19 protein-coding genes are annotated in these 22468 nt (G+C 71.4%); 6 read left to right on the top strand and 13 right to left on the bottom strand.

All coding sequences use genetic code 11. The features are described 5' to 3' along the window. Positions 1-65 precede the first annotated feature (65 nt). The gene (locus ACZ5CZ_RS01110; protein WP_468938097.1) at positions 66-1499 is read left to right on the top strand and encodes a cytosine permease; all 1434 of its coding nucleotides are present in this window, start codon (positions 66-68) and stop codon (positions 1497-1499) included. Positions 1500-1600: 101 nt separating this feature from the next. Here the strand turns inward: ACZ5CZ_RS01110 and ACZ5CZ_RS01105 are convergent, their stop codons facing one another. The 4 genes from ACZ5CZ_RS01105 to ACZ5CZ_RS01090 form a co-directional block, all read right to left on the bottom strand. Continuing rightward, entirely contained in the window at positions 1601-2689 is a 1089-nt protein-coding gene (locus tag ACZ5CZ_RS01105; protein ID WP_385839783.1) for a branched-chain amino acid aminotransferase, read from the bottom strand. A gap of 245 nt (positions 2690-2934) precedes the next feature. Further along, entirely contained in the window at positions 2935-3978 is a 1044-nt protein-coding gene (locus tag ACZ5CZ_RS01100; RefSeq protein ID WP_385839784.1) for a 3-isopropylmalate dehydrogenase, read from the bottom strand. 77 nt (positions 3979-4055) lie between these two features. After that, positions 4056-4187 carry a hypothetical protein gene (locus ACZ5CZ_RS01095; RefSeq protein ID WP_107100810.1) on the bottom strand — a complete coding sequence of 44 codons (132 nt, stop codon included), beginning with the start codon at positions 4185-4187 and terminating at the stop codon, positions 4056-4058. Between the two features lie 230 nt (positions 4188-4417). Beyond that, positions 4418-5326, bottom strand: coding sequence for a LysR family transcriptional regulator (locus tag ACZ5CZ_RS01090; RefSeq protein WP_468938091.1), 909 nt, complete (start codon positions 5324-5326; stop codon positions 4418-4420). 103 nt (positions 5327-5429) lie between these two features. Between ACZ5CZ_RS01090 and ACZ5CZ_RS01085 the strand changes: the two genes are divergently transcribed. Both ACZ5CZ_RS01085 and ACZ5CZ_RS01080 read left to right on the top strand, forming a co-directional pair. After that, positions 5430-6425, top strand: coding sequence for an NADP-dependent oxidoreductase (locus ACZ5CZ_RS01085; protein ID WP_385839787.1), 996 nt, complete (start codon positions 5430-5432; stop codon positions 6423-6425). 239 nt (positions 6426-6664) lie between these two features. Further along, positions 6665-7072 (top strand): hypothetical protein, encoded by a 408-nt coding sequence (locus ACZ5CZ_RS01080; protein ID WP_385839788.1) that lies wholly within the window; start codon positions 6665-6667, stop codon positions 7070-7072. Positions 7073-7154: 82 nt separating this feature from the next. Here ACZ5CZ_RS01080 and pruA read toward each other — a convergent pair whose 3' ends face one another. Together pruA and ACZ5CZ_RS01070 are read right to left on the bottom strand one after the other, a co-directional pair. Further along, positions 7155-8786: an L-glutamate gamma-semialdehyde dehydrogenase gene (gene pruA / locus ACZ5CZ_RS01075; RefSeq protein ID WP_385839789.1), complete on the bottom strand. Its 1632-nt coding sequence runs from the start codon at positions 8784-8786 to the stop codon at positions 7155-7157. A gap of 49 nt (positions 8787-8835) precedes the next feature. Next, entirely contained in the window at positions 8836-9762 is a 927-nt protein-coding gene (locus tag ACZ5CZ_RS01070) for a proline dehydrogenase family protein (RefSeq protein ID WP_468938086.1), read from the bottom strand. A 164-nt stretch (positions 9763-9926) separates the two neighbouring features. Between ACZ5CZ_RS01070 and ACZ5CZ_RS01065 the strand changes: the two genes are divergently transcribed. Both ACZ5CZ_RS01065 and ACZ5CZ_RS01060 read left to right on the top strand, forming a co-directional pair. Continuing rightward, on the top strand, positions 9927-11138 hold the full coding sequence (locus tag ACZ5CZ_RS01065) for a PucR family transcriptional regulator (RefSeq protein WP_468938084.1): 1212 nt from the start codon (positions 9927-9929) through the stop codon (positions 11136-11138). 58 nt (positions 11139-11196) lie between these two features. After that, positions 11197-11982 carry a hypothetical protein gene (locus ACZ5CZ_RS01060; RefSeq protein WP_468938081.1) on the top strand — a complete coding sequence of 262 codons (786 nt, stop codon included), beginning with the start codon at positions 11197-11199 and terminating at the stop codon, positions 11980-11982. A gap of 31 nt (positions 11983-12013) precedes the next feature. Here the strand turns inward: ACZ5CZ_RS01060 and ACZ5CZ_RS01055 are convergent, their stop codons facing one another. The 3 genes from ACZ5CZ_RS01055 to ACZ5CZ_RS01045 all read right to left on the bottom strand — a co-directional run bounded on the left by ACZ5CZ_RS01055 (position 12014) and on the right by ACZ5CZ_RS01045 (position 15170). Then, positions 12014-14092, bottom strand: a complete 2079-nt coding sequence (locus ACZ5CZ_RS01055) for a tetratricopeptide repeat protein (RefSeq protein ID WP_468938080.1) — start codon at positions 14090-14092, stop codon at positions 12014-12016. Then, positions 14085-14513, bottom strand: a complete 429-nt coding sequence (locus ACZ5CZ_RS01050) for a hypothetical protein (RefSeq protein ID WP_385839794.1) — start codon at positions 14511-14513, stop codon at positions 14085-14087. The genes ACZ5CZ_RS01055 and ACZ5CZ_RS01050 overlap by 8 nt, the downstream gene beginning before the upstream one ends. 66 nt (positions 14514-14579) lie before the next feature. Then, positions 14580-15170 (bottom strand): TetR/AcrR family transcriptional regulator, encoded by a 591-nt coding sequence (locus ACZ5CZ_RS01045; protein ID WP_468938079.1) that lies wholly within the window; start codon positions 15168-15170, stop codon positions 14580-14582. Positions 15171-15266: 96 nt separating this feature from the next. Between ACZ5CZ_RS01045 and ACZ5CZ_RS01040 the strand changes: the two genes are divergently transcribed. Then, complete coding sequence (locus tag ACZ5CZ_RS01040) at positions 15267-16805, top strand: MFS transporter (RefSeq protein ID WP_468938076.1); 1539 nt, start codon at positions 15267-15269, stop codon at positions 16803-16805. A gap of 67 nt (positions 16806-16872) precedes the next feature. On the opposite strand, the gene serA is transcribed toward ACZ5CZ_RS01040, so the two are convergent. The 4 genes from serA to ACZ5CZ_RS01020 form a co-directional block, all read right to left on the bottom strand. Next, complete coding sequence (gene serA, locus ACZ5CZ_RS01035; protein WP_385839797.1) at positions 16873-18462, bottom strand: phosphoglycerate dehydrogenase; 1590 nt, start codon at positions 18460-18462, stop codon at positions 16873-16875. Positions 18463-18706: 244 nt separating this feature from the next. Next, the gene (ilvC, locus tag ACZ5CZ_RS01030) at positions 18707-19705 is read right to left on the bottom strand and encodes a ketol-acid reductoisomerase (RefSeq protein WP_385839798.1); all 999 of its coding nucleotides are present in this window, start codon (positions 19703-19705) and stop codon (positions 18707-18709) included. A gap of 172 nt (positions 19706-19877) precedes the next feature. Then, entirely contained in the window at positions 19878-20402 is a 525-nt protein-coding gene (gene ilvN, locus ACZ5CZ_RS01025; RefSeq protein WP_030614411.1) for an acetolactate synthase small subunit, read from the bottom strand. Positions 20403-20424: 22 nt separating this feature from the next. Next, positions 20425-22272, bottom strand: a complete 1848-nt coding sequence (locus ACZ5CZ_RS01020; protein ID WP_385839799.1) for an acetolactate synthase large subunit — start codon at positions 22270-22272, stop codon at positions 20425-20427. Between the last annotated feature and the right edge of the window lie 196 nt (positions 22273-22468).

The raw sequence follows: 22468 nt of genomic DNA, 5'->3' as shown, positions 1-22468 counted from the left end.
GGAGCGGCCTCGCAGAGATTGAACGCTGCTCTAACTTCACCGGCGCTTGTCGAAGGAGACCAGCCATGCCGATAGAACAACGCGGAGTCGACACCATCCCGGACGAGGAGCGCACCAGCGGACCCCGCGACCTCGTCTCGATCCTGCTCGGCTCCAACCTCTGCCTCGGGGTGATCATCTTCGGCTGGCTGCCGCCGTCCTTCGGGCTCGGCTGGTGGGCGTCGGTCAGCTCGATCGTGGCGGGCACGGCCGTCGGTACGGCCGTGACGGCGCCGCTCGCCCTGATCTCGCTGCGCACCGCGACCAACCTGTCCACCTCCTCCGGCGCCCAGTTCGGCGTCCGGGGCCGGCTGGTCGGCTCGGTCGTCGGTCTGCTGCTCGCCCTCGGCTACACCGCGCTGACGGTGTGGATCGGCGGCGATGTGATGCTCAGCGTGCTCGGGCGGATGTTCGGGGTGCCGGCGGACGGGGTGTCGTACGCGATCGTCTACGCCCTGCTCGCCGGGGCCACCGTCGCGGGCGCGGTCTATGGCTACCGGGTGCTGCTGAACATGTCCAAGGTGCTGTCCATCGGCATGACCGTGCTGCTGCTGCTCGGCGTCTTCGCCTACGCCCCGCACTTCGGCACCGCCGCGCTGCCCGAGGCCGGCGGCTATCTGCTGGGCTCCTTCTGGCCGACCTGGTTCCTGGCGGCCGTCGCCGCCGGCCTGTCCGGGCCCATCGCCTTCATCACCCTGCTCGGCGACTACACCCGCTACATGTCCCCCGCCCGCAACTCCGACCGCCGGGTGCTGCGGGCCACCTGGCTGGGGCTGATCCTGGGTCTGCTGGTGCCGCAGCTGTTCGGCACGTTCACGGCGTACGGCGCCCACGCGGCCCTCGACTACGCCGGTCCGCTGGTCCAGGCCTCCCCCACCTGGTACCTGGTCCCGCTGCTGCTGTCCGCCTCGGCCGGCTCGGTCGGCAACGCGGGTCTGATGCTGTACTCCATGGGCCTGGACCTGGACGCGATCCTGCCGAAGGCGTCCCGGGCCCGCGCCACCTACACGGTCGCGATCGTCGCCACGGCCTGTGTCTTCGTCGGCCACTACGCCTGGAACGCCCAGTCGGCGATGACGTCCTTCGTGCTGCTGCTCACCGCCATCGGCACCCCGTGGGCCGTCATCACCCTGATCGGCTTCGTCCGCTGCCGCGGGGTGTACGACGCCGACGCCCTCCAGGTCTTCAACCGCCGCTCCCGGGGCGGGATCTACTGGTACACGGCCGGCTGGAACATCCGGGCGACGCTCTCCTGGGCCCTCGGCGCCGGCGTCGGCCTCCTGGCCGTCTCCCTGCCCTCGTACCAGGGTCCCCTGCTGCACCTCACCGGCGGCGTGGACTGTAGCTTCCTGCTCTCGGGCGCGGTCGGCGGCCTGATCTACCTGATCCTGACCCGAGGCCGGCAAAGCCCAAGGGCCACCTCGGACACGGAACAATCCGAAGCAGCCCTGAGCATCTGAGGGGCGCGGGGCCCTGTCGATAGGCGGCTCCGCCGCGGGGCGCGATCAACCACAACGGCGCCGCAGCCGAAGAACGACAGATCGCGCCCCCGGCCAAGCCGTCAGCCGACGCGATGCATCCAGCCGTGCTTGTCCTCCACATTCCCCCGCTGGATCCCCAGCAGCGCGTCCCGCAGGCGCAGGGTGACCTCGCCCGGGTTGCCGTCGCCGTGCGTCCACTCGTCGGTCTTCGTCTTGACGTGACCGATCGGCGTGACCACGGCGGCGGTGCCGCACGCGAAGACCTCGGTGAGGGCGCCGGACGCGGCGTCCGCCCGCCACTGCTCCAGGGTGATCACACCCTCCTCGGCGGTGTAGCCGAGGTCCCGGGCGACCTGGAGCAGGGAGTCGCGGGTGATGCCCTCCAGGATCGAGCCGGTCAGCTCGGGGGTGACGATCCGGTCGCCGTAGACGAAGGCGACGTTCATGCTGCCGCTCTCCTCGACCTTGGTGCGGGTGGCCGCGTCGAGGTAGACGACCTGGTGGCAGCCGTGTGCGGCGGCCTCGGCCTGGGGCAGCAGGGACGCGGCGTAGTTGCCGCCGGTCTTGGCGTCGCCGGTGCCGCCGGGGACGGCGCGGACGTGGTCCTCGGCGACCCAGATGGTGACCGGCTTGACGCCGCCGGGGAAGTACGCGCCGGAGGGGGAGGCGATCAGCATGAAGAGGTACTCGTTCGCCGGGTGGACACCGAGCGCGGCCTCCGTGGCGAACATGAACGGCCGCAGGTAGAGCGCCTGCTCACCGCCGTGCGGCGGGACCCAGTCGGCGTCCTGGGTGAGCAGCGCGTCCAGCGCGGCGATGAACAGCTCCTCGGGCAGCTCGGCCATGGCCATGCGGCGGGCGGAGTGCCGGAAGCGGCGGGCGTTCGCCTCGGGACGGAACAGCGCGACCGAGCCGTCGGGCTGGCGGTAGGCCTTCAGGCCCTCGAAGATCTCCTGGCCGTAGTGCAGGACATGGGTGGAGGGGTCCAGGGAGATCGGCCCGTACGGGACGAGCTGGGCGTCGTGCCAGCCGCGGCCCTCGGTCCACTTGATCGTCACCATGTGGTCGGTGAAGTGGCGGCCGAATCCCGGGTCGGCCAGGATCGCCTCGCGCTCGGCGGCGGCGAGGGGGCTGGCGGAGGGCTTGAGCTCGATCGTGGGCGTCGTCATGAGTGGTTGTCCTTCACCGGTTGTAGTGACGGGCCGCGCACCCTCCCGGCGCCCGCCTTGCGGCGGGTGCTAGGACGTCCGAGCATTCCCTCATACCGCGGCTCCGCGTCCGATTATCGCGCGGAGGCTGCGGTGTCAGGATCCGGGGTGAAGCGGCCCAAGGGTCGATGGTGGCACCCGGCGGGGACAGGGGGAAGCCGCCGGGCGATCGGTTGACCCGGCGGCTTGAGGGGTGGAGCGCCGGATCAGCCGGCTACTCGCGCGGCGAGCGCGTCGCCGATCTCGGAGGTCGAGCGGGCGGGTCGGCCCGCGCGCTCGGTGAGGTCGGCGGCGACCGCGGTGTCGATGCGGTCGGCCTCGGCGTCGTAGCCGAGGTGGCGCAGCAGCAGGGCGACGGAGAGGACCGTGGCGGTCGGGTCCGCCTTGCCCTGCCCGGCGATGTCCGGGGCCGAGCCGTGGACCGGCTCGAACATGGACGGGAACTCCCGGCTGGGGTTGATGTTGCCGGAGGCGGCCACGCCGATGCCGCCGGAGACGGCCGCGGCGAGGTCGGTGATGATGTCGCCGAAGAGGTTGTCGGTGACGATGACGTCGAAGCGCTCGGGCTGGGTGACCAGGAAGATCGTCGCGGCGTCGACGTGCAGGTAGTCGGTGGTGACCTCGGGGAACTCCTTGGCCACCTTGGTGAAGATGTCCGTCCACAGGTGCCCGGCGAAGGTCAGCACGTTGTTCTTGTGGACCAGCGTGAGCTTCTTGCGCGGGCGGGCCTGGGCGCGGGCGAAGGCGTCGCGGACCACGCGCTCGACACCGTAGGCGGTGTTGACGGAGACCTCGGTGGCGACCTCGTGCTCGGTGCCCTTGCGGATGGTGCCGCCGTTGCCGGTGTAGGGGCCCTCGGTGCCCTCGCGGACGACCACGAAGTCGATCTCGGGCTGGCCGGCCAGCGGGGTCGCGACGCCGGGGAGCAGCTTGCTCGGCCGCAGGTTGACGTGGTGGTCGAAGGCGAAGCGGAGCTTGAGCAGGAAGCCGCGCTCCAGGACGCCGGAGGGGACCGACGGGTCGCCGATGGCGCCGAGGAGGATCGCGTCGTGCTGCTTCAGCTGCGCCAGGTCCGCGTCGGTGAGGGTCTCACCGGTGGCGTGGTAGCGCTTGGCGCCGAAGTCGAACTCCTTCGTCTCCAGCTTCACATCCTGCGGCAGGACGGCGGAGAGGACCTTGAGACCCTCGGCCACGACCTCCTGGCCGATGCCGTCACCGGGGATCACTGCGAGATTGATGCTGCGAGACATGCGGGCACCCTACTCCTCGTCCCAGGTGATGACACGGCGCGTCCACCATACGGACGACCGATGCGGCGTCGGCCGGCTCAGTGGCCGGTCTCGCCGCCGTTGTCACGGCGGTCGAGGGCCCGCTGGAGGGCGGCGGCGGCGTTCTTGCGGTCGGACTCGCTCGCGCGGGACACGTGGCGGACGCGGCGGCGGACGGTCGTCTCGGCCATGGGAATCGACTCCTTCGCAAACGCGGAGCACAAGAGGGTCATGAGGGGTGAGCGAGACGCCGGAAGGGGCGGAGAGCGGCGGACCGCAGGGGTTGCCTGCACGGGGCCCGGCTCACGACCGCCATTCGCTGGATCGAGCGAGACGTTCGGCTCCTACAAAACTAAGGGAGCCGGCCGCCGCTGTCTGCACAATTACTCGGACTTCCTACTATCTGAGACGGCGGACCGGCTCACACCGCCCTGAGCTGGGCTTTCGTGCGTTCGGGTGTGCTGTGGCCCAGGGTGCGCAGGGTGCGGATCAGGGCCCGTACGGCGGTGGTGCCGGCGAGTTCGGCGGTGGTGACGTACCCGACCGAGCGATACGGCCGCGCCGGGCCGAGGTCGGTGACCGCCACGGTGGGCGGTGCGGCGGCGAGCGACAGCTCCGGCATGATCGCCATGCCGAGCCCGCTGCCCACCATGGACAGCACCGCCCCGTCGTCCTCGGCCCGCACGGTGGCCGCCGGGATCCAGTCCTGGGCGGCCCACCAGTCGCGCGTGTAGGAGCCGCAGTTCTCCGTCCAGTCGACCAGCGGCAGGCCGCGCGGCGCCGGGTGCCCCGCCGGGGCCACCAGGGAGTACGGCTCCTCCAGCAGCACATCGCCGACCAGCCCGGCGAGGAAGGGCCCGTTGAGGGTGGCGATCCCGACGTCGGCCCGGCCGGCCGCGACCTCGCCCGCGGTACCGGCGCCCACCTCCCGTACGACGTTCACCTCGACCTCGATGCCGGGGTGCAGGGCGCCCAGCCGCTCCAGGGCGGGCGGGAGCAGATGCAGCGCCGCGCTGCGGAAGGCGGCGATCCGCAGCGGCCCGGAGATCCCCCTGCCGTCCGCGGCGCGGACGTCCGCGGCCAGCGCGTCCAGCATCCGCAGCACCCGCCGGGCATGCGCCGCGGCCCGCTCGCCGGCGGCCGTGGGCCGGGCGCCGAACCGGCCCCGCTCGAAGAGCACCGCACCGAGTTTCCGCTCGATCCCGCGCACGGCGTGCGAGACGGCGGACTGGGTGGCGCCGAGCCGGCCGGCCGCGGCCGAGAACCCTCCCTCGTCGGCCACGGCGACCAGGATTCTCAGCTCCTGCGGGGCAAGGTCGGCTGTGCTCAATTCGGGGCTCCCACCTGGGTATATGAGGGCGTCTCATGGACCGGCGCGTTCCATGAGCGCAACCCTCTGCCCGGCTCCGGCATTCCTGCCTAGCGTCCCGTCCATGACCGAAACAGCGCTCACCGTCCAGCAGACCGCCCGCCCCACCGGCTTCCCCACCGCGGACCACTTCCGCTTCGCCGAGTCCCCGGTCCCCGAACCGGCCCCCGGCACCGCCCTGGTGGAGAACCTCTACTGGTCCGTGGATCCCTACCACCGCGAGATGATGGACGGTGAGTTCGCGCTCGGCGCCCCGCTGGAGGGCCGCACGCTCGGCCGGGTCGTCGCCTCCCGCACCCCGGCGCTGCCCGAGGGCGAGGTCGTCTTCCACCGCCAGGGCTGGCGCACCCATGCCGTGGTCCGCCCGGAGGAGGTGCGCCGGCTCCCCCACCACCCGGGCGTGCCGCTGTCCGCGTATCTGAGCGTGCTGGGCGGCACCGGCCTCACCGCGTATGTCGCCCTCACCCGGATCGCCCGGCTGCGCGAGGGCGAGGACCTGTTCGTCTCCGGCGCCGCGGGCGGGGTCGGCACGGCGGTCGGCCGCTTCGCCCGGCTGCTCGGCGCGGGCCGGCTCACCGGCAGCGCGGGCAGCCCGCAGAAGGCCGCGTACCTGGCCGACCGGGTCGGCTACGACACGGTCTTCGACTACCACACCGCCCCGGTCGCCGACCTGCTGGCCGAGGCCGCCCCCGCGGGCGTCGACGTGTTCGTCGACAACGTCGGCGGCGAGCACCTCGGCGCGGGGATCGACGCGCTGCGCGACCGGGGCCGGGTGGTGCGGATCGGCACGATCAGCCAGTACAACACCCCGGACGCGCCGCCGGTCGTCTTCGACCACGCCGCCGTGGTGGAGAAGCGGCTGCGCATCGAGGGCTTCCTGGTCCGCGACCACACGCATCTCCAGGAGGAGTTGTACGACTTCGCCGTGCCGCATCTGCGCAGCGGGGCGCTGACGGCGGACGAGACGGTGGTCGACGGGTTCGAGCGGATCGTGGAGGCGTTCCTGCGGATGCTGCGCGGCGGCAACACGGGAAAGATGCTCGTCCGCGCGATCCCCTGAGACTCTTTCCCGGCCCGTGCCTGGTCAGCGGGGCTGCGGTTGCAGCCGGGGCCGGGGTGTTGCAGCGTGGTGTGTGAACGGATGGGGCTGACGGGGCTGCTGTGACACCGCGCGGCAGTGACATCCAGGCCGACGCGACGGCCGACCCCGCGGAGGTCCCCACCAGCAGAGCGCCCGTCCCAGCGCGACGCGCGCATGCGGCCCCATCACACACCCGCACACCATGAGCAGGTGGTGACATGCCCACGAACACATCGCGCATCGTCCACAGGTCCCGCGCCGTGGCGGTCCTCGCCACGGCCACCGTCGGAAGTCTGCTGGTCGTGGGACCGGCGCACTCGGCAACCACCACGGGAACCGTGAGCTACTCCGGCACGGCGAGTTGCGCGACGAGGTTCCCGAACACCGTACCCACCGAGATCACGCTGAACGCCGGGCAGGGCCCCGCGGCGGACTCCGTGGACAACAACGACCAGTCGAGCGGCGCGTACGGTCCGGTCGACCTCACCGTCCCGGTGAACAAGGCGTTCACCCTCCGCGTCACCGTGAACTGCGAGACCTCGGGCGGCACGACGCACAGCTTCCACCCGAGCGTCAAGCAGAGCGGCCTCAAGGACGGGAAGGACATCACCCTGAACTTCTCGTAGGGGCGGCGTGGCCAGAGATGGCGACGGGCCGGCAGGCCTGCTCCGAGGCAGGCCTGCCGGCCCGTGACTTGGGGGGCCGGGATCAGCCCATGTGCGGGTACGTGTAGTCGGTCGGCGGGACCAGCGTCTCCTTGATGGCGCGGGTCAGCGTCCAGCGCAGCAGGTTCTGCGGGGCACCGGCCTTGTCGTTGGTGCCGGAGGCCCGGCCGCCGCCGAAGGGCTGCTGGCCGACGACGGCGCCGGTCGACTTGTCGTTGATGTAGAAGTTGCCGGCCGCGTAGCGCAGCTTCTCCATCGTGTAGGCCGCCGCGGCACGGTCGTTGGAGATGACCGAGCCGGTGAGGGCGTAGTCGGACACCGACTCCATCTGGGTCAGCATCTCGTCGTACTTGTCGTCCTCGTAGACGTACACCGCGAGGATCGGGCCGAAGTACTCGGTCGTGAAGACCTCGTTCTCCGGGTCGGTGCACTCGATGACGGTCGGGCGGACGAAGTAGCCGACCGAGTCGTCGTAGGTGCCGCCCGCGACGATCGTGCACGCCGGGTCCTGCTTGGCGCGGTCGATCGCGGCCTTGTTCTTGGCGAAGGAGCGGTCGTCGATCACGGCGCCCATGAAGTTCGACAGGTCGGTGACGTCACCCATGGTGAGGTAGTCGACCTCGGCCGCGAACTCCTCCTTGAAGCCGCTGTTCCAGATCGACGCCGGGAGGTACGCGCGGGAGGTGGCGCTGCACTTCTGGCCCTGGTACTCGAAGGCACCGCGGGTCAGGGCCGTCTTCAGCACCGCGCGGTCGGCCGACGGGTGGGCGACCACGAAGTCCTTGCCGCCGGTCTCGCCGACCAGACGCGGGTACGAGCGGTACTTCTCGATGTTGGTGCCGACCGTCTTCCACAGGTACTGGAAGGTCTTGGTGGAACCGGTGAAGTGGATGCCGGCCAGGTCGCGGTGGTGCAGGGCGACCTCGGAGACGGCGATGCCGTCGCCGGTGACCAGGTTGATGACGCCCTTGGGCAGGCCCGCCTCCTCCAGCAGCTGCATCAGCAGGACGGCCGCGTGGGTCTGGGTCGGGGACGGCTTCCAGACCACCACGTTGCCCATGAGGGCCGGGGCGGTGGGCAGGTTCGCCGCGATCGCCGAGAAGTTGAACGGCGTGATCGCGTAGACGAAGCCCTCCAGCGGGCGGTGGTCCAGGCGGTTCCACACACCCGGGGAGTTCGCCGGCGGCTGCTCGGCGAGGATCTGGCGGGCGTAGTGGACGTTGAAACGCCAGAAGTCGACCAGCTCACAGGGGCTGTCGATCTCCGCCTGCTGGGCGGTCTTGGACTGGCCCAGCATGGTGGAGGCGGCGATGGTCTCGCGCCACGGACCGGCCAGCAGCTCGGCGGCGCGCAGGATGATCGCGGCACGGTCGTCGAAGGCCATCGCGCGCCAGGCCGGCGCGGCGGCCAGGGCCGCGTCGATGGCGTCCTGGGCGTCCGCCTGCGTGGCGTGCCGGCCGGTGCCGATGACGGCCTTGTGGTTGTGCGGCTGGACCACCTGGAACGGCTCGCCGCCGCCCATCCGCTTCTCGCCGCCGATGGTCATCGGCAGGTCGATCGGGTTCTCGGCCAGCTCCTTGAGCTTGACCTCGAGGCGGGCGCGCTCGGGCGAGCCGGGGGCGTAGCCGTGCACCGGCTCGTTGACGGGGGTGGGGACCTGGGTCACAGCGTCCATGAGATCCGAACTCCTTGTGCGTGAGCGGGTGGTGGGGCTTGGGGGCGGCTCAGCCCTTGCTGACCATCGAACGGAGGAAGAAGCGGAGGTTGGCCGGCTTCTCCGCGAGACGGCGCATGAAGTAGCCGTACCAGTCGGTGCCGTAGGCGGTGTAGACGCGCATGCGGTGGCCCTCGGCGGCCAGTCGCAGGTGCTCGTCGCCGCGGATGCCGTACAGCATCTGGAACTCGTACTCGTCCAGCTTGCGGCCGGCCTTGTGGGCCAGCTCCTGGGCGATGGAGATCAGGCGCGGGTCGTGGGACCCGATCATCGGGTAGCCCTCGCCCTCCATCAGGATCCGCAGGATGCGGACGTACGCCTTGTCGATCTCGTGCTTCTGCTGGTACGCGACCCCGGCGGGCTCCTTGTAGGCGCCCTTGACCAGGCGGACGCGGCTGCCGGACTCGGCCAGCCGGCGGGCGTCGGCCTCGGTGCGGAAGAGGTAGGCCTGGATGACGCAGCCGGTCTGCGGGAAGTCCTTCCGCAGCTCCTCGTGGATGGCGAACATCGAGTCGAGGGTGGTGTGGTCCTCGGCGTCGAGCGTGACCGTCGTACCGATGGCGGCGGCGGCCTCGACGACCGGGCGGACGTTCGCGAGCGCCAGCTCGTGGCCGCCGGGCAGCGCCTGGCCGAACATGGAGAGCTTGACGGACATCTCGACGCGCGTGCCGAGGTCCAGCTCCTTGAGGTGGTCGATGAGCGCGAGGTAGGCGTCCCGGGCGGCGGTGGCCTGCTCGGGGGTGGTGATGTCCTCGCCGACGACGTCCATCGTCAGCTCCAGACCCCTGGCCGTCAGGTCCTTGATGATCGGGACGATGTCGGCCACCGTCTCGCCGGGGATGAAGCGGTCGACGACCTGCTTCGTCACCGGGGCCGCCGAGATCAGGCGTCGCATCCGGTCGCTTCGCGACGCGGCGAGAATCACGGGACCCAGCACGGGGCACCTCCACAGACAAGCACCGAAACGGCCATCACCCGACGCTTCGGGTACGGCACGGAGAACCACCGTGAAACCTAAGGATCCCTCCGATCCTCGGCCATCGACAGCTGTCACGCATCCGTGCACGGGATCTCAGACAGATGTATGAAGCCCCTGCGGAAATGCGGGAGAATGCCCGGGTGACGGCCGAATACAGGGGTGACTACCAGGAACTGGTCGATGAGATCTCGGAGCTGCTGGGCGCACCGGCGACCCTGGAGAACCGGGACTTCGAGCTGATCGCCTTCGGGGCGTACGACAGCGAGGGCGACCTCGATCCCTCGGCCCTGGACCCGGTCCGCACCCGCTCGATCCTCACCCGGCGCTCCACGGCGGCGGTCCGGGCCTGGTTCGAGGGGTTCGGCATCGCCCGGGCGACCGGGCCGGTGCGGATCCCGCCGACGCCGGCGGCGGGGGTGTACCGCGGCCGGATCTGCCTGCCCGCACGCCACCGGGGCGTCGTCCTCGGCTATGTCTGGCTGCTGGAGGACGACCCCGGTCCGACGGACGCCCAGCTGGCGGCGGCCATGGCGGTGACGGCCCGGATCGGCGCGCTGCTCGCCGACGAGGCACAGCACGGCGCCGATCTGACCCGGGAGTTCCGGGCGGTGCTGAGCACCGAGCCGGGCTGGCGGCAGGACATGGCGGTGGGCGCGCTGCGCACCGCGCTGGGCCCGCGCGGACAGGGCCCGCACGCCGTGGTCTGTGTCGCCCCCTGGCCCTCGGCCGACCCCGACGACGCGCCGTCGGCCCGTACGGTGCCGCACGCGACGGCGCTGTGCACGGTGCCGTGGGAGGAGGACGCCAAGGCCGGTGCGGTGGCGGGGCCGGGGCGGCAGTGTCTGGCCGTGCTGGTGCGGCTGCGCTCGACGGACATCCTCGCCCCGGCGCTGACGGCCGCCTCGCGGCTGCTGCGGGAGGGCGCCCGCGCGGCCGGGGTCGGCGAGGTCCGGCCCGGCCTGGCCGAGCTGGGCGTGGCCTGGCAGCAGGCGTCGGCGGCGGCCCGGGCCGCGCTCGCCGAGCCCCGGCTCGGACCGGTCGCCGAGTGGTCCCGGATCGGCCCCTACCGGCTGCTCACCTCGCTGCCCGCCCGGGTGACCCAGGACCCGGCCGTGGCCCCGCTCCTCGCCCCCGCCCACCAGGAACTGGCCCGGACCGCGGAGGCCTACCTGGACCACGCCGGCCAGGCCGGCCGCACCGCCGCCGCCCTCGGCGTCCACCGCCAGACCCTCTACTACCGGCTGTCCCGCGTGGAACAGCTGACGGGCCTGGACCTGGACGACGGGGAGGACCGGCTGCTGCTGCACATGGCCCTGAAGGGGGCACGGCTGTAGCCGGGCCCTTTCCTGTCATGCCCGGGCCCGGCGCCGGGGCCCGTGCCAGGATGCGTCCATGTGGCTGAAGGAGCAGATACTCGGGATCCTCTCCACGGCATCCCCGGCACACTCGCCGGTACTGGTCCGGGCGTGGACGGACCCGGTCCACCTGAACGACCCCGAGCCGGTCGGGCATCGTTCGCTGCTCCTCGCCGCCCTGGACGGAGCCGGATCGCCCGGCGTCGACGCCGTACAGGACGCCTTCCGGTCGGCCGGGTGGGAGACGGCCGGCCGGGGAACGGTCCGGCACGGCGACCACACGGCCGAGATCCGTCAGGGCCGGGGCCCGGCGATCCTCATGTGCACCGCCTGGTCGCCGGTGGTGTTCCCGGCACGGGCGCTGGGGCAGCCCTCGTACACCCTCAGCACGGTCGACGGCGTGCTGTGCGACACCTGCCACGGCTGGGGAGCCTGCATGGACTGCGAGGGCACCGGCCGCGACCCGGGCAATCCCCGGAGCTACGGCCGCTGCTGGTGCTACGCGAGCAACTACGGGCCCGGCTCCTGCGTCGAGTGCGAGGGGCAGGGCGCCGTCACCGCGTCCTCGCTGGAGCGCAAGCGCCGGCCGTATCCCCGGCTCACCGACGGATACGTCCCCGATCCCGAGCCCGAGACGGGGCACGACACCAACCTCGGCGCGTTCGTGGACGTGGTGCACCGCGCCTGCGCGTGCGGGGAGTTCCGCTGCCGCTGGGACAACAGCGTGACCCGGACGGACAGCGGCCCGCACTCCCTCTTCACCGGCCTGTGCCCCGCCTGCGGCGAGCGGCGCGGCTACGCCTTCGCCCTGCCGGCCGGGTAGGAGCGGCCGGCGGCTTCCCGCCGGGGCGCCCTCACCCATCGGCGGCGCGGCCCCGCCAGTGGTCGAGGCTGTCCCGGACGAGCCGGAGGTCCACCTCGTCGAAGCCCAGCTCGTGCAGGTCCTGGCCGAGCAGTTCCTGGTACGCGGCGGCGGCCCCGGCCGCGTCACCCGCCCTGCCGCGCAGCATCGCGACGAGCCAGAGGGTGGTGAGGGTGTCCGGGTGGCCGAGGCCGCGGGTCCGGCGGTGTTCGGCGAGGCGGGCCTCGTAGGCGGCGAGCGTGTCGGGATGGCCGGGGCTGAGCACGGGCTCCTGCTGGGCCAGCAGCTGGGCCTCGACGGCGGCCGCTCCCGCCGGGTCCCCCGCCCGCTCGCGCCAGTGGGCGAGGCTCTTGCGGGTGGCGACCGTGGCGGAGTGGCCGGGGCCGAGGGCGCGCTCGTAGGCCGTCAGCAGCACCTGGAAGGTGTCCGCCGCCAGAGCCGCCCTGCCGGTCTGGCCGTACAGCCAGGCCAGTTCGTACCGGGTGTCCAGGGCTTCGGGGTGCTTGCGGCCGAGGACGCGTTCCTGGTCGGCGAGGAGTTCGAGGTACGCGGTGATGGCCCCCTCGCGGTCGCCCGTGTCCGCCCGGAACCAGGCCAGGTTGTGCCGGACGGTGAAGGCGTGGAGGTGGTCGCGGCCCAGCGCCCGCTCCACGTCGCCGCGCAGCTCCTCCAGCGTGGCCACCACGCCCGCGGTGTCTCCGCTCTGGTACCGCAACTGCGCGAGGTTGGCCCGCGCGGCGAAGGTGTCGGGGGCGTCGGGCCCCTGCTCCCGCGTCACCCGGTCGAGCGTCTGCTGCCACTCGGCCAGGGCGATGGCCGCCAGCGGCTTCTCACCGGCCGGATCGACGGGGGTGCGCAGCGAGAGGACCCAGTCGGGGGTGTCCGAGCGCTGGTGGCGGCTCGTCGCCGGCAGGACGTCGTCGATGATGTGGATGCGCCAGCGGTGGTGCGCCTTGCGGTAGGAGACGTCCCGGTCGGCCCACATGAACGGCCCGTAGGCGGCGGCGAGTTGCTCCTCGCGCATCCGCTGGACGTAGAGCTGGATCAGCGGGAGCCGGGCGGCGGTGGTCATCAGCCGCCGGGATGTGTCGTCGTCGCCGCGGCGGAAGGTGAGGTCCGCGAGAATGGCGACGGTGGAGTAGTAGGCCTCGCAGGCCTCGGTCGCGCGCCGCGCGCTGTGCCAGGCGGTGAGCCGCATCCGGGCCTGCCAGCGCCATGCCCGCACCGGGTGGCGCAGGGCGCGGGGCCGCTCGTTCAGCATGAACCACGCGCCGAGGAAGTAGTTGAAGCAGGCGGTGAAGGTCGCGGCGTCGGCGATGAGTTCCTCGTTCTCCTCGTCGGTGAATCCGAGGGCCGCGGCGGTGTCCTGGGGGAGGAGCACCGGCGGGCCGGCGTGGTCCGCCGGCCAGAGATGCCCGTACTGGATGTGGGTCAGTTCATGGGTGAGGGCGAAGGCGACCGCCGCGTCGTAGAAGTCGCGCGGCCCCCTGCCGTGCTGCCGTTCCCGGTCCTCGGCGGTGACCTCCATCGCGATGTCCAGCATGCTCGTCGGCGGGGGCGCTTCACCGTTCCCCTCCAGCGCACGGATGTACCGGCTGATGAACAGGTCGAGCGATTCGAAGGCGTGCATCGTCGCCTCCTGCCAGCCCTTGGGCAGCACTTCGGCCATGTAGGGGTGGGCGGTGTTCATCCCCCAGGCGATCTCGGCGCTCATCTGCACCACGAGCGGGGAGATGCCGATGAGCCAGCCGCCGGCCTCGCCGGGGTTGCGGAAGACCCGGGACTCCACGGCCCTCGACGGCAGGACGAACGCCTCGACGGAGCGCGCCAGTTCCAGCGCCCGGGCGTGGTCCTCCGGGGGAAAGGTGCCCAGCAGCCCGTCCAGAAGCCCTCGCACCTGGCGCTGGGTCCGGTCGAAGTACATCTCCCAGGCCCGGTCCGGATCCTCCTCGCCGGTGATCCACCGCAGGAAGGAGAAGTCCGCGAAGGCCATGCTCATCTCGCGCGCCTCGGCCGCGAGCAGGGGATTCTGCTGCTCGGCAAAGAGGATGCTGCGCCCCGGGTCAGACACCGCCCGGTCCCCCGGCGGCACCGCCGGACCCGGCGTCCCCGCCGCGGGGCGGCAGCGCACCCGCGATGACATCCGCCAGCCCGGCCCCGTCACGCACGGTCACCTCGCCCGACTTGGCGCGAACCACCACCACACCGCGCGGCAGCGCCGGGTCCTGGCGGATGGTGAGCTGCCGTCCGATCGCGTCGACCACCACGCCCTTGCTCCACGCCTTGCGCAGGGTGTTGATCAGATAGGCGAGGGCGTGCGTCGCCACCGAGCCGATCATCAGCACGTCGCCCAGCGGAACGGTCCCGCGCGCGTCGACGCCCTTCCCGGCGCTTTCGGCGGCCGCGAACGCGGCCTCGGTCGCGGCCAGCGACTCCGCGTCGGCCGGAGCGAACACGTTCACCCGGACCCGCTCGACCCCGGCACTGTCCATCCGGCCCCCCGAAGACGCCCGCGAACCACTTCAAGTCGACTGTACTGGAAGGCGGTTCGCAGGGGATCAGCTCGGCTCGGCCGCCGCGAGGATCCGGCGCAGGCCCTCGGTGAGCTGTTCGGCCCCGGTCGCCGAGTCGGGGTCGAACAGCCACTGGACCATCAGCCCGTTGAGCAGGGTCTGGTAGAAGCGGCCCTCGGTGTCGACGGCCGCGTCGTCCAGCCGGTCCTCCGGCACGCCGTTGAACATCGACAGGATGCCCTTACGGCCCTCCACCTGGGCCTCGGCGAGGAGTTTGCGCACCTCCGGCAGCCGGTCGCCCTGGAAGAGCAGCTCGAAGCTGAGCAGCCAGATCGCCCGGGAGGCGGGCACCGACCGGATGATGTTCGCCCACACCTCCTGGAACCGGGCCAGCGAGCCGGCGGGTGAGGTGACCTCGCCGCCGCTGCCCCAGCCGGGGTCGAAGCTCTCCCCCACGCCCTCGATCAGCGCCACATACGCCTGCGCCAGGAGCGCGTCCTTCGACCCGTAGTGGTAGCCGATCGAGGCCAGGTTGGTCCCCGACTCCTTGACGATGTCGCGTGCCGTCGTGCGCGCGAAGCCCTTCTCCAGCAGGCAGCGCTTGGCGCCTTCGAGCAGATCCTCACGGTGTCCCATGGCCTCACCCTACCCACGGTCCATACAGCCGTCATAGACGCATGACTTATACAATCGTTCTAGACAGCCGTTTAAGACGCTTGTACATTCCCTGTCATGACCAACGCGACGAGCACCGCCCCGAGTCCGATCCCCTCCCCCTCCCCGACCGCCCGCGCCGGACGCCGCGAGTGGACCGCGCTCGGCGTGCTGATGCTGCCGCTGCTGCTGGTCTCGATGGACGTCTCGGTCCTGTACTTCGCGACCCCGGCGATCAGCGCCGACCTGCACCCGAGCGGCACCCAGCAGCTGTGGATCTTCGACGTCTACGGCTTCGTCCTGGCCGGCCTGCTGATGACCATGGGCGCCCTGGGCGACCGCGTCGGCCACCGCCGGCTGCTGCTGACGGGGGCCGCGGCCTTCGGCGCCGCCTCGCTCCTGGCCGCCTACGCGAACAGCGCCGGGACCCTGATCGCGGCCCGCGCGGTCCTCGGCATCGGCGGCGCGACCCTGATGCCGTCCACGATGGCGCTGCTGCGCACGATGTTCGCCGACCCCGGCCAGCGGGCGAAGGCACTCGGCCTGTGGTCCGGCGTGATGACCGGCGGTATCGCCCTCGGCTCGGTGCTGAGCGGCATCCTGGTCGAGCACTTCTGGTGGGGCTCGGTCTTCCTGGTCAACCTGCCCGCGATGGCGCTGCTGCTCCTCCTCGGCCCGGTGCTGCTGCCGGAGTTCCGCAATCCCGAGCCCGGCCGCTTCGACTGGCCGAGCGTCCCGCTGTCGATGGCCGCCGTGCTCCCCGTGGTCTACGGCCTGAAGGAGATCCCCTCCGAGGGCTGGCACCCGCTCTACGTCGGCTCGCTCACCGTCGGTCTGCTCTTCGCGGCCCTCTTCCTCCACCGCCAGCGCACCACGGCCGCCCCGCTGGTCCCGCCCGCCCTGCTGAAGGGGCACGGCTTCACCCCGGCGCTGGTGCTGAACCTCGTCGCCAGTCTCGGCATGATGGGCTCGGCCGTCTTCACCACGCAGTACCTCCAGGCGGTCCTCGGCAAGAGCCCGCTGGCGGCGGCCCTGTGGAGCCTGCTGCCCTCGGTGTTCATCGGGGTCGCCGCTCCGCTCACCGCCCAGCTCGTACGGCGGGGCGTCAACCGGGGGTACGTCGTCGCCGGCGGCTTCGCGACCATGGCGGTCGGCTGTGCGCTGCTCGCCCTCGTCGGCACCGACTCGCTGTGGCTCGCGCTCACCGGGTCCGGAATCCTGGCCTGCGGGCTGGTCGCGCTGATGTCCCAGCTGACCGACCTCGCGCTGCGCGGCGCCCCGCTGGAGCGGGCGGGCACGGCCTCCTCGCTGCTGGAGACCGGCGCCGAGTTCGGCGGCGCGCTCGGTATGGCGGTGCTCGGCTCCATCGGTACGGCGGTCTACCGCCACGCGATGCCGGCCACGGCTCCGGCCGGGGCCCGCGAGACCCTGGGCGGAGCCCTGGCGAGCGCCGCCTCGCTGCCCGGCCGGGCCGGCGCGTCCCTGCTCGCCACGGCACGGGCGGCGTTCACCAGCGGGATGCACGCGGCGGCGATCGCCGGGGCGGTGCTGCTGCTGGGGGCCGCGGTGGGCGCGGCGGTGAGCCTGCGCCGGATCGGGAGCGGGGACGACGAGTAAGGCGGCACGAAAAAGCGCCGGCCGGGCTGATCGCGATCAGCCCGGCCGGCGCTTGAGCGCGAACGGCTCAGACCAGGTTCACGGAGCGGGCGGAGGTCGCCCCGATCTCCGAGGCCAGCTCGGCCAGCACACCGGCGCCGACCGTGTCGTCCACGGTCAGGACGGCCAGCGCCTCGCCGCCGGCGGCCGCGCGGGCGACCTGCATGCCGGCGATGTTGATGCCCGCCTCGCCGAGGATGCGGCCGACGGTGCCGACGACACCCGGACGGTCCTCGTAGCGCAGGACGACCATGTGGTCGGCGAGCGCCAGGTCGACGTCGTAGTCGCCGACGGCCACGATCTTCTGGAGGTGCTTCGGACCGGCCAGCGTGCCGGAGACCGACACCTCCTCGCCGGTGCCCAGGGTGCCGCGCACGGTGACCACGTTGCGGTGGTCGGCGGACTCGGAGCTGGTGGTCAGACGGACCTCGACACCGCGCTCCTGGGCGAACAGCGGCGCGTTGACGTAGGACACGGTCTCGTCGACGACGTCCTCGAAGACACCCTTGAGCGCGGACAGCTCCAGCACCTTCACATCGTGCTGGGTGATCTCGCCGTACACCTCGACGTCGAGACGGACGGCGACCTCACCGGCGAGCGCGGTGAAGATCCGGCCGAGGCGCTCGGCGAGCGGCAGGCCCGGCTTCACGTCCTCGGCGATGACACCGCCCTGCACGTTCACCGCGTCCGGGACCAGCTCACCGGCGAGGGCGAGGCGCACCGACTTGGCGACGGCGATACCGGCCTTCTCCTGCGCCTCGTCGGTCGACGCGCCGAGGTGCGGGGTGCAGACCACCTGGTCCAGCTCGAACAGCGGGGAGTCGGTGCACGGCTCCTTCGCGTAGACGTCGAGGCCCGCGCCGGCGACCCGGCCCTCCTTCAGCGCCGAGTACAGCGCCGCCTCGTCCACGATGCCGCCGCGCGCGGCGTTGACGATGCGCACGCTCGGCTTGACCTTGCGCAGCGCCTCCTCGCCGATCAGGCCGAGGGTCTCGGGGGTCTTGGGCAGGTGGACGGTGATGAAGTCGGAGACCTCGAGCAGCTCGTCCAGCGACAGCACCTTGACGCCCATCTGCGCGGCGCGCGCGGGCTGGATGTAGGGGTCGTAGGCGACGACCTTCATCCCGAAGGCGGACATGCGCTGGGCGACCAGGGCGCCGATGCGGCCGAGGCCGACGACGCCGAGGGTCTTCTCGGCCAGCTCGACGCCCGTGTACTTGCTGCGCTTCCACTCGCCGTTCTTCAGCGCGGCGTTGGCCTGCGGGATGTGGCGGGCGGTGGCGACGAGGAGGCCGCAGGCCAGCTCGGCGGCGGTCACGATGTTGGAGGTCGGGGCGTTGACGACCATCACGCCGGCCTTGGTGGCGGCGGAGACGTCCACGTTGTCGAGGCCGACGCCGGCTCGCGCGACGACCTTGAGCTTCTTCGCCGCGGCGATGGCCTCGGCGTCGACCTTGGTGGCGGAACGGATCAGGATCGCGTCGACGTCGGCGATGGCGGGCAGCAGTTCGGCCCGGTCGGCGCCGTTGGTGTGCCGGATCTCGAAGTCCGGGCCGAGCGCGTCCACGGTCGCGGGCGACAGCTCTTCAGCGATGAGTACGACGGGTTTCGAGCTCACGTGAGGTCCTCACAAGTCCAGAGCATGCGGACGGCCGTCCCGACGGCCGCAGGCGGAGGAGGGGGGCTAGCCGCGGAAGACGCACGACGCTGTGGGCCTGACGCGTGTTGTGCAAGCAGTGTAGTGGCGCGCCGGTGGGCGTAGTGCGCCTCTGCGGAGAGATCACCCGTCCGTGGCTGGACGGGCTGGACAACAGATGGACGAGGGGGGCCGGGGCACTGGCCCCGACCCCCTGATCCAAGGCTTACGCCTCCTCGTTCACCCAGCTCATCAGCTTGCGGAGCTGCTTGCCCGTGGTCTCCAGCAGGTGCTCGGAGTCCTGCTGCTTGTACTCGTTGTACTTCTTCAGACCGCCGTGGTACTCGTCCATCCAGTTCTTGGCGAAGGTGCCGTCCTGGATCTCGGCGAGGACCTTCTTCATCTCGGCCTTGGTGGCGTCGGTGATGATGCGCGGGCCGGTGACGTAGTCGCCCCACTCGGCGGTCTCGGAGACGGACCAGCGCATCTTCTCCAGGCCGCCCTCGTACATGAGGTCCACGATCAGCTTCAGCTCGTGCAGGCACTCGAAGTAGGCGATCTCCGGCTGGTAGCCGGCCTCGGTCAGGGTCTCGAAGCCCGCCTTGACCAGCGCGGCGGTGCCACCGCACAGCACGGCCTGCTCACCGAACAGGTCGGTCTCGGTCTCCTCGGTGAAGGTCGTCTTGATGACGCCCGCGCGGGTGCCGCCGATGCCCTTGGCGTACGACAGGGCCAGCTTCAGGGCGTTGCCGGAGGCGTCCTGCTCGACGGCGGCGATGCAGGGAACGCCGCGGCCCTCCTCGTACTGACGGCGGACCAGGTGGCCCGGGCCCTTCGGGGCGACCATGCAGACGTCCACGCCGGCCGGGGGCTTGATGAAGCCGAAGCGGATGTTGAAGCCATGGCCGAAGAACAGCGCGTCGCCGTCCTTCAGGTTCGGGGCGATGGACTCCTCGTAGACCTGGGCCTGGATCGGGTCCGGGACCAGGATCATGATGACGTCGGCCTCGGCGGCGGCCTCGGCCGGGGTCACCACGCGCAGGCCCTGCTCCTCGGCCTTGGCCTTGGACTTGGAGCCCTCGTGCAGACCGACACGGACGTCGACACCGGAGTCGCGCAGCGACAGCGCGTGGGCGTGGCCCTGGCTGCCGTAGCCGATGACCGCGACCTTGCGGCCCTGGATGATGGACAGGTCGGCGTCAGCGTCGTAGAACAGCTCGGCCACTTTGGGTTCTCTCCTTGTGTGCAGGTGGTGCGTCCCACCGTATGACGGTGGGCGGTGAGGAAGTTTCGGGGTCTCGGCATACGGGCGGGAGGGAGGTCACCGGCCGCCCGTTTTCAGCCGTGGCGTTACGTCTTCGGCTTCGGTACGTCTTCGGCTTGGTACGTCTTCAGCTTTACGCGGATCGGTCGAGCGCGCGCAGCGAACGGTCCGTGATGGACCGGGCGCCCCGGCCGATCGCGATCGTGCCGGACTGGACCAGCTCCTTGATGCCGTAGGGCTCCAGCATCTTCAGCATGGCCGACAGCTTGTCGCTGGATCCGGTGGCCTCGATGGTGACGGCCTCCGGGGAGACGTCGACGGTCTTGGCGCGGAACAGCTGGACGATCTCCACGATCTGGGAGCGGGTCTCGTTGTCGGCGCGGACCTTCACCAGGACGAGTTCGCGCTGGACGGCCTGACCCGGCTCCAGCTCGACGATCTTCAGCACGTTGACGAGCTTGTTGAGCTGCTTGGTCACCTGCTCCAGCGGCAGGTCCTCCACGTTCACCACGATGGTGATGCGGGAGATGTCGGGGTGCTCGGTGACGCCGACCGCGAGCGAGTCGATGTTGAAGCCGCGGCGCGAGAACAGGGCGGCGATCCGGGCGAGGATGCCCGGCGTGTTCTCCACCAGGACCGAGAGCGTGTGCTTGGACATGGTCTTTTTACGTCTCTCTCGCTCAGTCGTCTTCGTTGTCGCCGAAGTCGGGGCGGACGTCCCGGGCGGCCATGATCTCGTCGTTGGAGGTGCCGGCGGCGACCATCGGCCACACCATCGCGTCCTCGTGGACGATGAAGTCGACGACGACCGGGCGGTCGTTGATGGAGTTCGCCTCCTGGATGACCTTGTCCAGGTCCTCCGGGCGCTCGCAGCGCAGGCCGACACAGCCCATCGCCTCGGACAGCTTCACGAAGTCCGGCACCCGGGTGCCCCGCGCCTCCGGGTTGACGTCGTCCGGACCGCTGTGCAGCACCGTGTTGGAGTAGCGCTGGTTGTAGAAGAGGGTCTGCCACTGGCGGACCATCCCGAGGGCGCCGTTGTTGATGACGGCGACCTTGATCGGGATGTTGTTCAGGGCGCAGGTGGTCAGTTCCTGATTGGTCATCTGGAAGCAGCCGTCGCCGTCGATCGCCCAGACGGTGCGCTCGGGCCGGCCGGCCTTGGCGCCCATGGCGGCGGGGACCGCGTAGCCCATGGTTCCGGCGCCGCCGGAGTTCAGCCAGGTGGCGGGCTGGTCGTACTGGATGAAGTGCGCGGACCACATCTGGTGCTGGCCGACGCCCGCCGCGTAGATGGTGCCCTCGGGGGCGAGCTGCCCGATGCGCTCGATGACCGCCTGCGGGGAGAGCGAGCCGTCCTCGGGCTGGTCGTAGCCGAGCGGGTAGGTCTCGCGCCAGCGGTTGAGGTCGCTCCACCAGGCGGTGTAGTCGCCCTTGTGGCCCTCGCTGTGCTCCTTCTGCACGGCCTGGACCAGGTCGGCGATGACCTCGCGGGCGTCCCCGACGATCGGCACGTCGGCGGCGCGGTTCTTGCCGATCTCGGCCGGGTCGATGTCGGCGTGGACGATCTTGGCGTACGGCGCGAAGCTGTCCAGTTTGCCGGTGACGCGGTCGTCGAAGCGGGCGCCGAGGGCGACGATCAGGTCGGCCTTCTGAAGCGCGGTGACGGCGGTGACCGCACCGTGCATGCCCGGCATTCCCACGTGCAGCGGGTGGCTGTCGGGGAACGCGCCGAGCGCCATCAGGGTGGTGGTGACGGGCGCTCCGGTGAGTTCGGCGAGGACCTTCAGCTCGGCGGTCGCCTGCGCCTTGAGGACGCCGCCGCCGACATAGAGGACGGGCCGCTTGGCGGAGGTGATCATCTTGGCCGCCTCGCGGATCTGCTTGGCGTGCGGCTTGGTCACCGGGCGGTAGCCGGGCAGGTCCATGGTGGGCGGCCAGGAGAAGGTGGTCTTCGCCTGGAGGGCGTCCTTGGAGATGTCGACCAGGACCGGGCCCGGGCGGCCGGTGGAGGCGATGTGGAACGCCTGCGCGATGACCCGCGGGATGTCCTCGGCCTTGGTGACCAGGAAGTTGTGCTTGGTGATCGGCATGGTGATGCCGACGATGTCCGCCTCCTGGAAGGCGTCGGTGCCGATCGCCTTCGAGGCGACCTGGCCGGTGATCGCGACCAGCGGCACGGAGTCCATGTGGGCGTCGGCGATCGGCGTGACCAGGTTGGTGGCGCCGGGGCCGGAGGTCGCCATGCAGACGCCGACCTTGCCGGTGGCCTGTGCGTAGCCGGTGGCCGCGTGGCCGGCGCCCTGCTCGTGCCGGACCAGGACGTGACGCACCCGGGTGGAGTCCATCAGCGGGTCGTAGGCCGGGAGGATCGCGCCGCCGGGAATGCCGAATACCGTCTCAGCGCCGACCTCCTCGAGGGAGCGGATGAGGGACTGCGCACCCGTGACGTGCTCGACGGGGGTGGAGTGTCCTCCGGAACGGGGCCGCGGCTGCGGATGGTGGGCCCCGGTGGCCTGCTCGGTCATCGGCATTCTCTTCTCGATGCTGAGGGTTGGTGCGAGGTTCGGGCGGATTCACGCGGTGCACGGCCGGTGCTCGTGCAACAAAAAACCCCTCGTGCCACAGGGGCAAGCGAGGGGAGCGCGTCGGTGTGGGTCGCTGGGGATTCCGGATCGTCCTCCGGTGGGTCCCAGCTCAGCCGACGCGCTGTCCAAGTACGAG

The sequence above is a fragment of the Streptomyces sp. NPDC031418 genome (assembly GCF_055581605.1).
This window is presented reverse-complemented; position numbering and strand designations above follow the sequence as displayed.

Excerpts from the sequence above, each read along its gene's own strand:
- ACZ5CZ_RS01110 (WP_468938097.1), top strand. The coding sequence starts at position 66 with ATGCCGATAGAACAACGCGGAGTCGACACCATCCCGGACGAGGAGCGC.
- ACZ5CZ_RS01105 (WP_385839783.1), bottom strand. The coding sequence starts at position 2,689 with ATGACGACGCCCACGATCGAGCTCAAGCCCTCCGCCAGCCCCCTCGCC.
- ACZ5CZ_RS01100 (WP_385839784.1), bottom strand. The coding sequence starts at position 3,978 with ATGTCTCGCAGCATCAATCTCGCAGTGATCCCCGGTGACGGCATCGGC.
- ACZ5CZ_RS01095 (WP_107100810.1), bottom strand. The coding sequence starts at position 4,187 with ATGGCCGAGACGACCGTCCGCCGCCGCGTCCGCCACGTGTCCCGCGCG.
- ACZ5CZ_RS01085 (WP_385839787.1), top strand. The coding sequence starts at position 5,430 with ATGACCGAAACAGCGCTCACCGTCCAGCAGACCGCCCGCCCCACCGGC.
- ACZ5CZ_RS01080 (WP_385839788.1), top strand. The coding sequence starts at position 6,665 with ATGCCCACGAACACATCGCGCATCGTCCACAGGTCCCGCGCCGTGGCG.
- pruA (WP_385839789.1), bottom strand. The coding sequence starts at position 8,786 with ATGGACGCTGTGACCCAGGTCCCCACCCCCGTCAACGAGCCGGTGCAC.
- ACZ5CZ_RS01065 (WP_468938084.1), top strand. The coding sequence starts at position 9,927 with ATGCGGGAGAATGCCCGGGTGACGGCCGAATACAGGGGTGACTACCAG.
- ACZ5CZ_RS01060 (WP_468938081.1), top strand. The coding sequence starts at position 11,197 with ATGTGGCTGAAGGAGCAGATACTCGGGATCCTCTCCACGGCATCCCCG.
- ACZ5CZ_RS01050 (WP_385839794.1), bottom strand. The coding sequence starts at position 14,513 with ATGGACAGTGCCGGGGTCGAGCGGGTCCGGGTGAACGTGTTCGCTCCG.
- ACZ5CZ_RS01045 (WP_468938079.1), bottom strand. The coding sequence starts at position 15,170 with ATGGGACACCGTGAGGATCTGCTCGAAGGCGCCAAGCGCTGCCTGCTG.
- ACZ5CZ_RS01040 (WP_468938076.1), top strand. The coding sequence starts at position 15,267 with ATGACCAACGCGACGAGCACCGCCCCGAGTCCGATCCCCTCCCCCTCC.
- ilvN (WP_030614411.1), bottom strand. The coding sequence starts at position 20,402 with ATGTCCAAGCACACGCTCTCGGTCCTGGTGGAGAACACGCCGGGCATC.
- ACZ5CZ_RS01020 (WP_385839799.1), bottom strand. The coding sequence starts at position 22,272 with ATGACCGAGCAGGCCACCGGGGCCCACCATCCGCAGCCGCGGCCCCGT.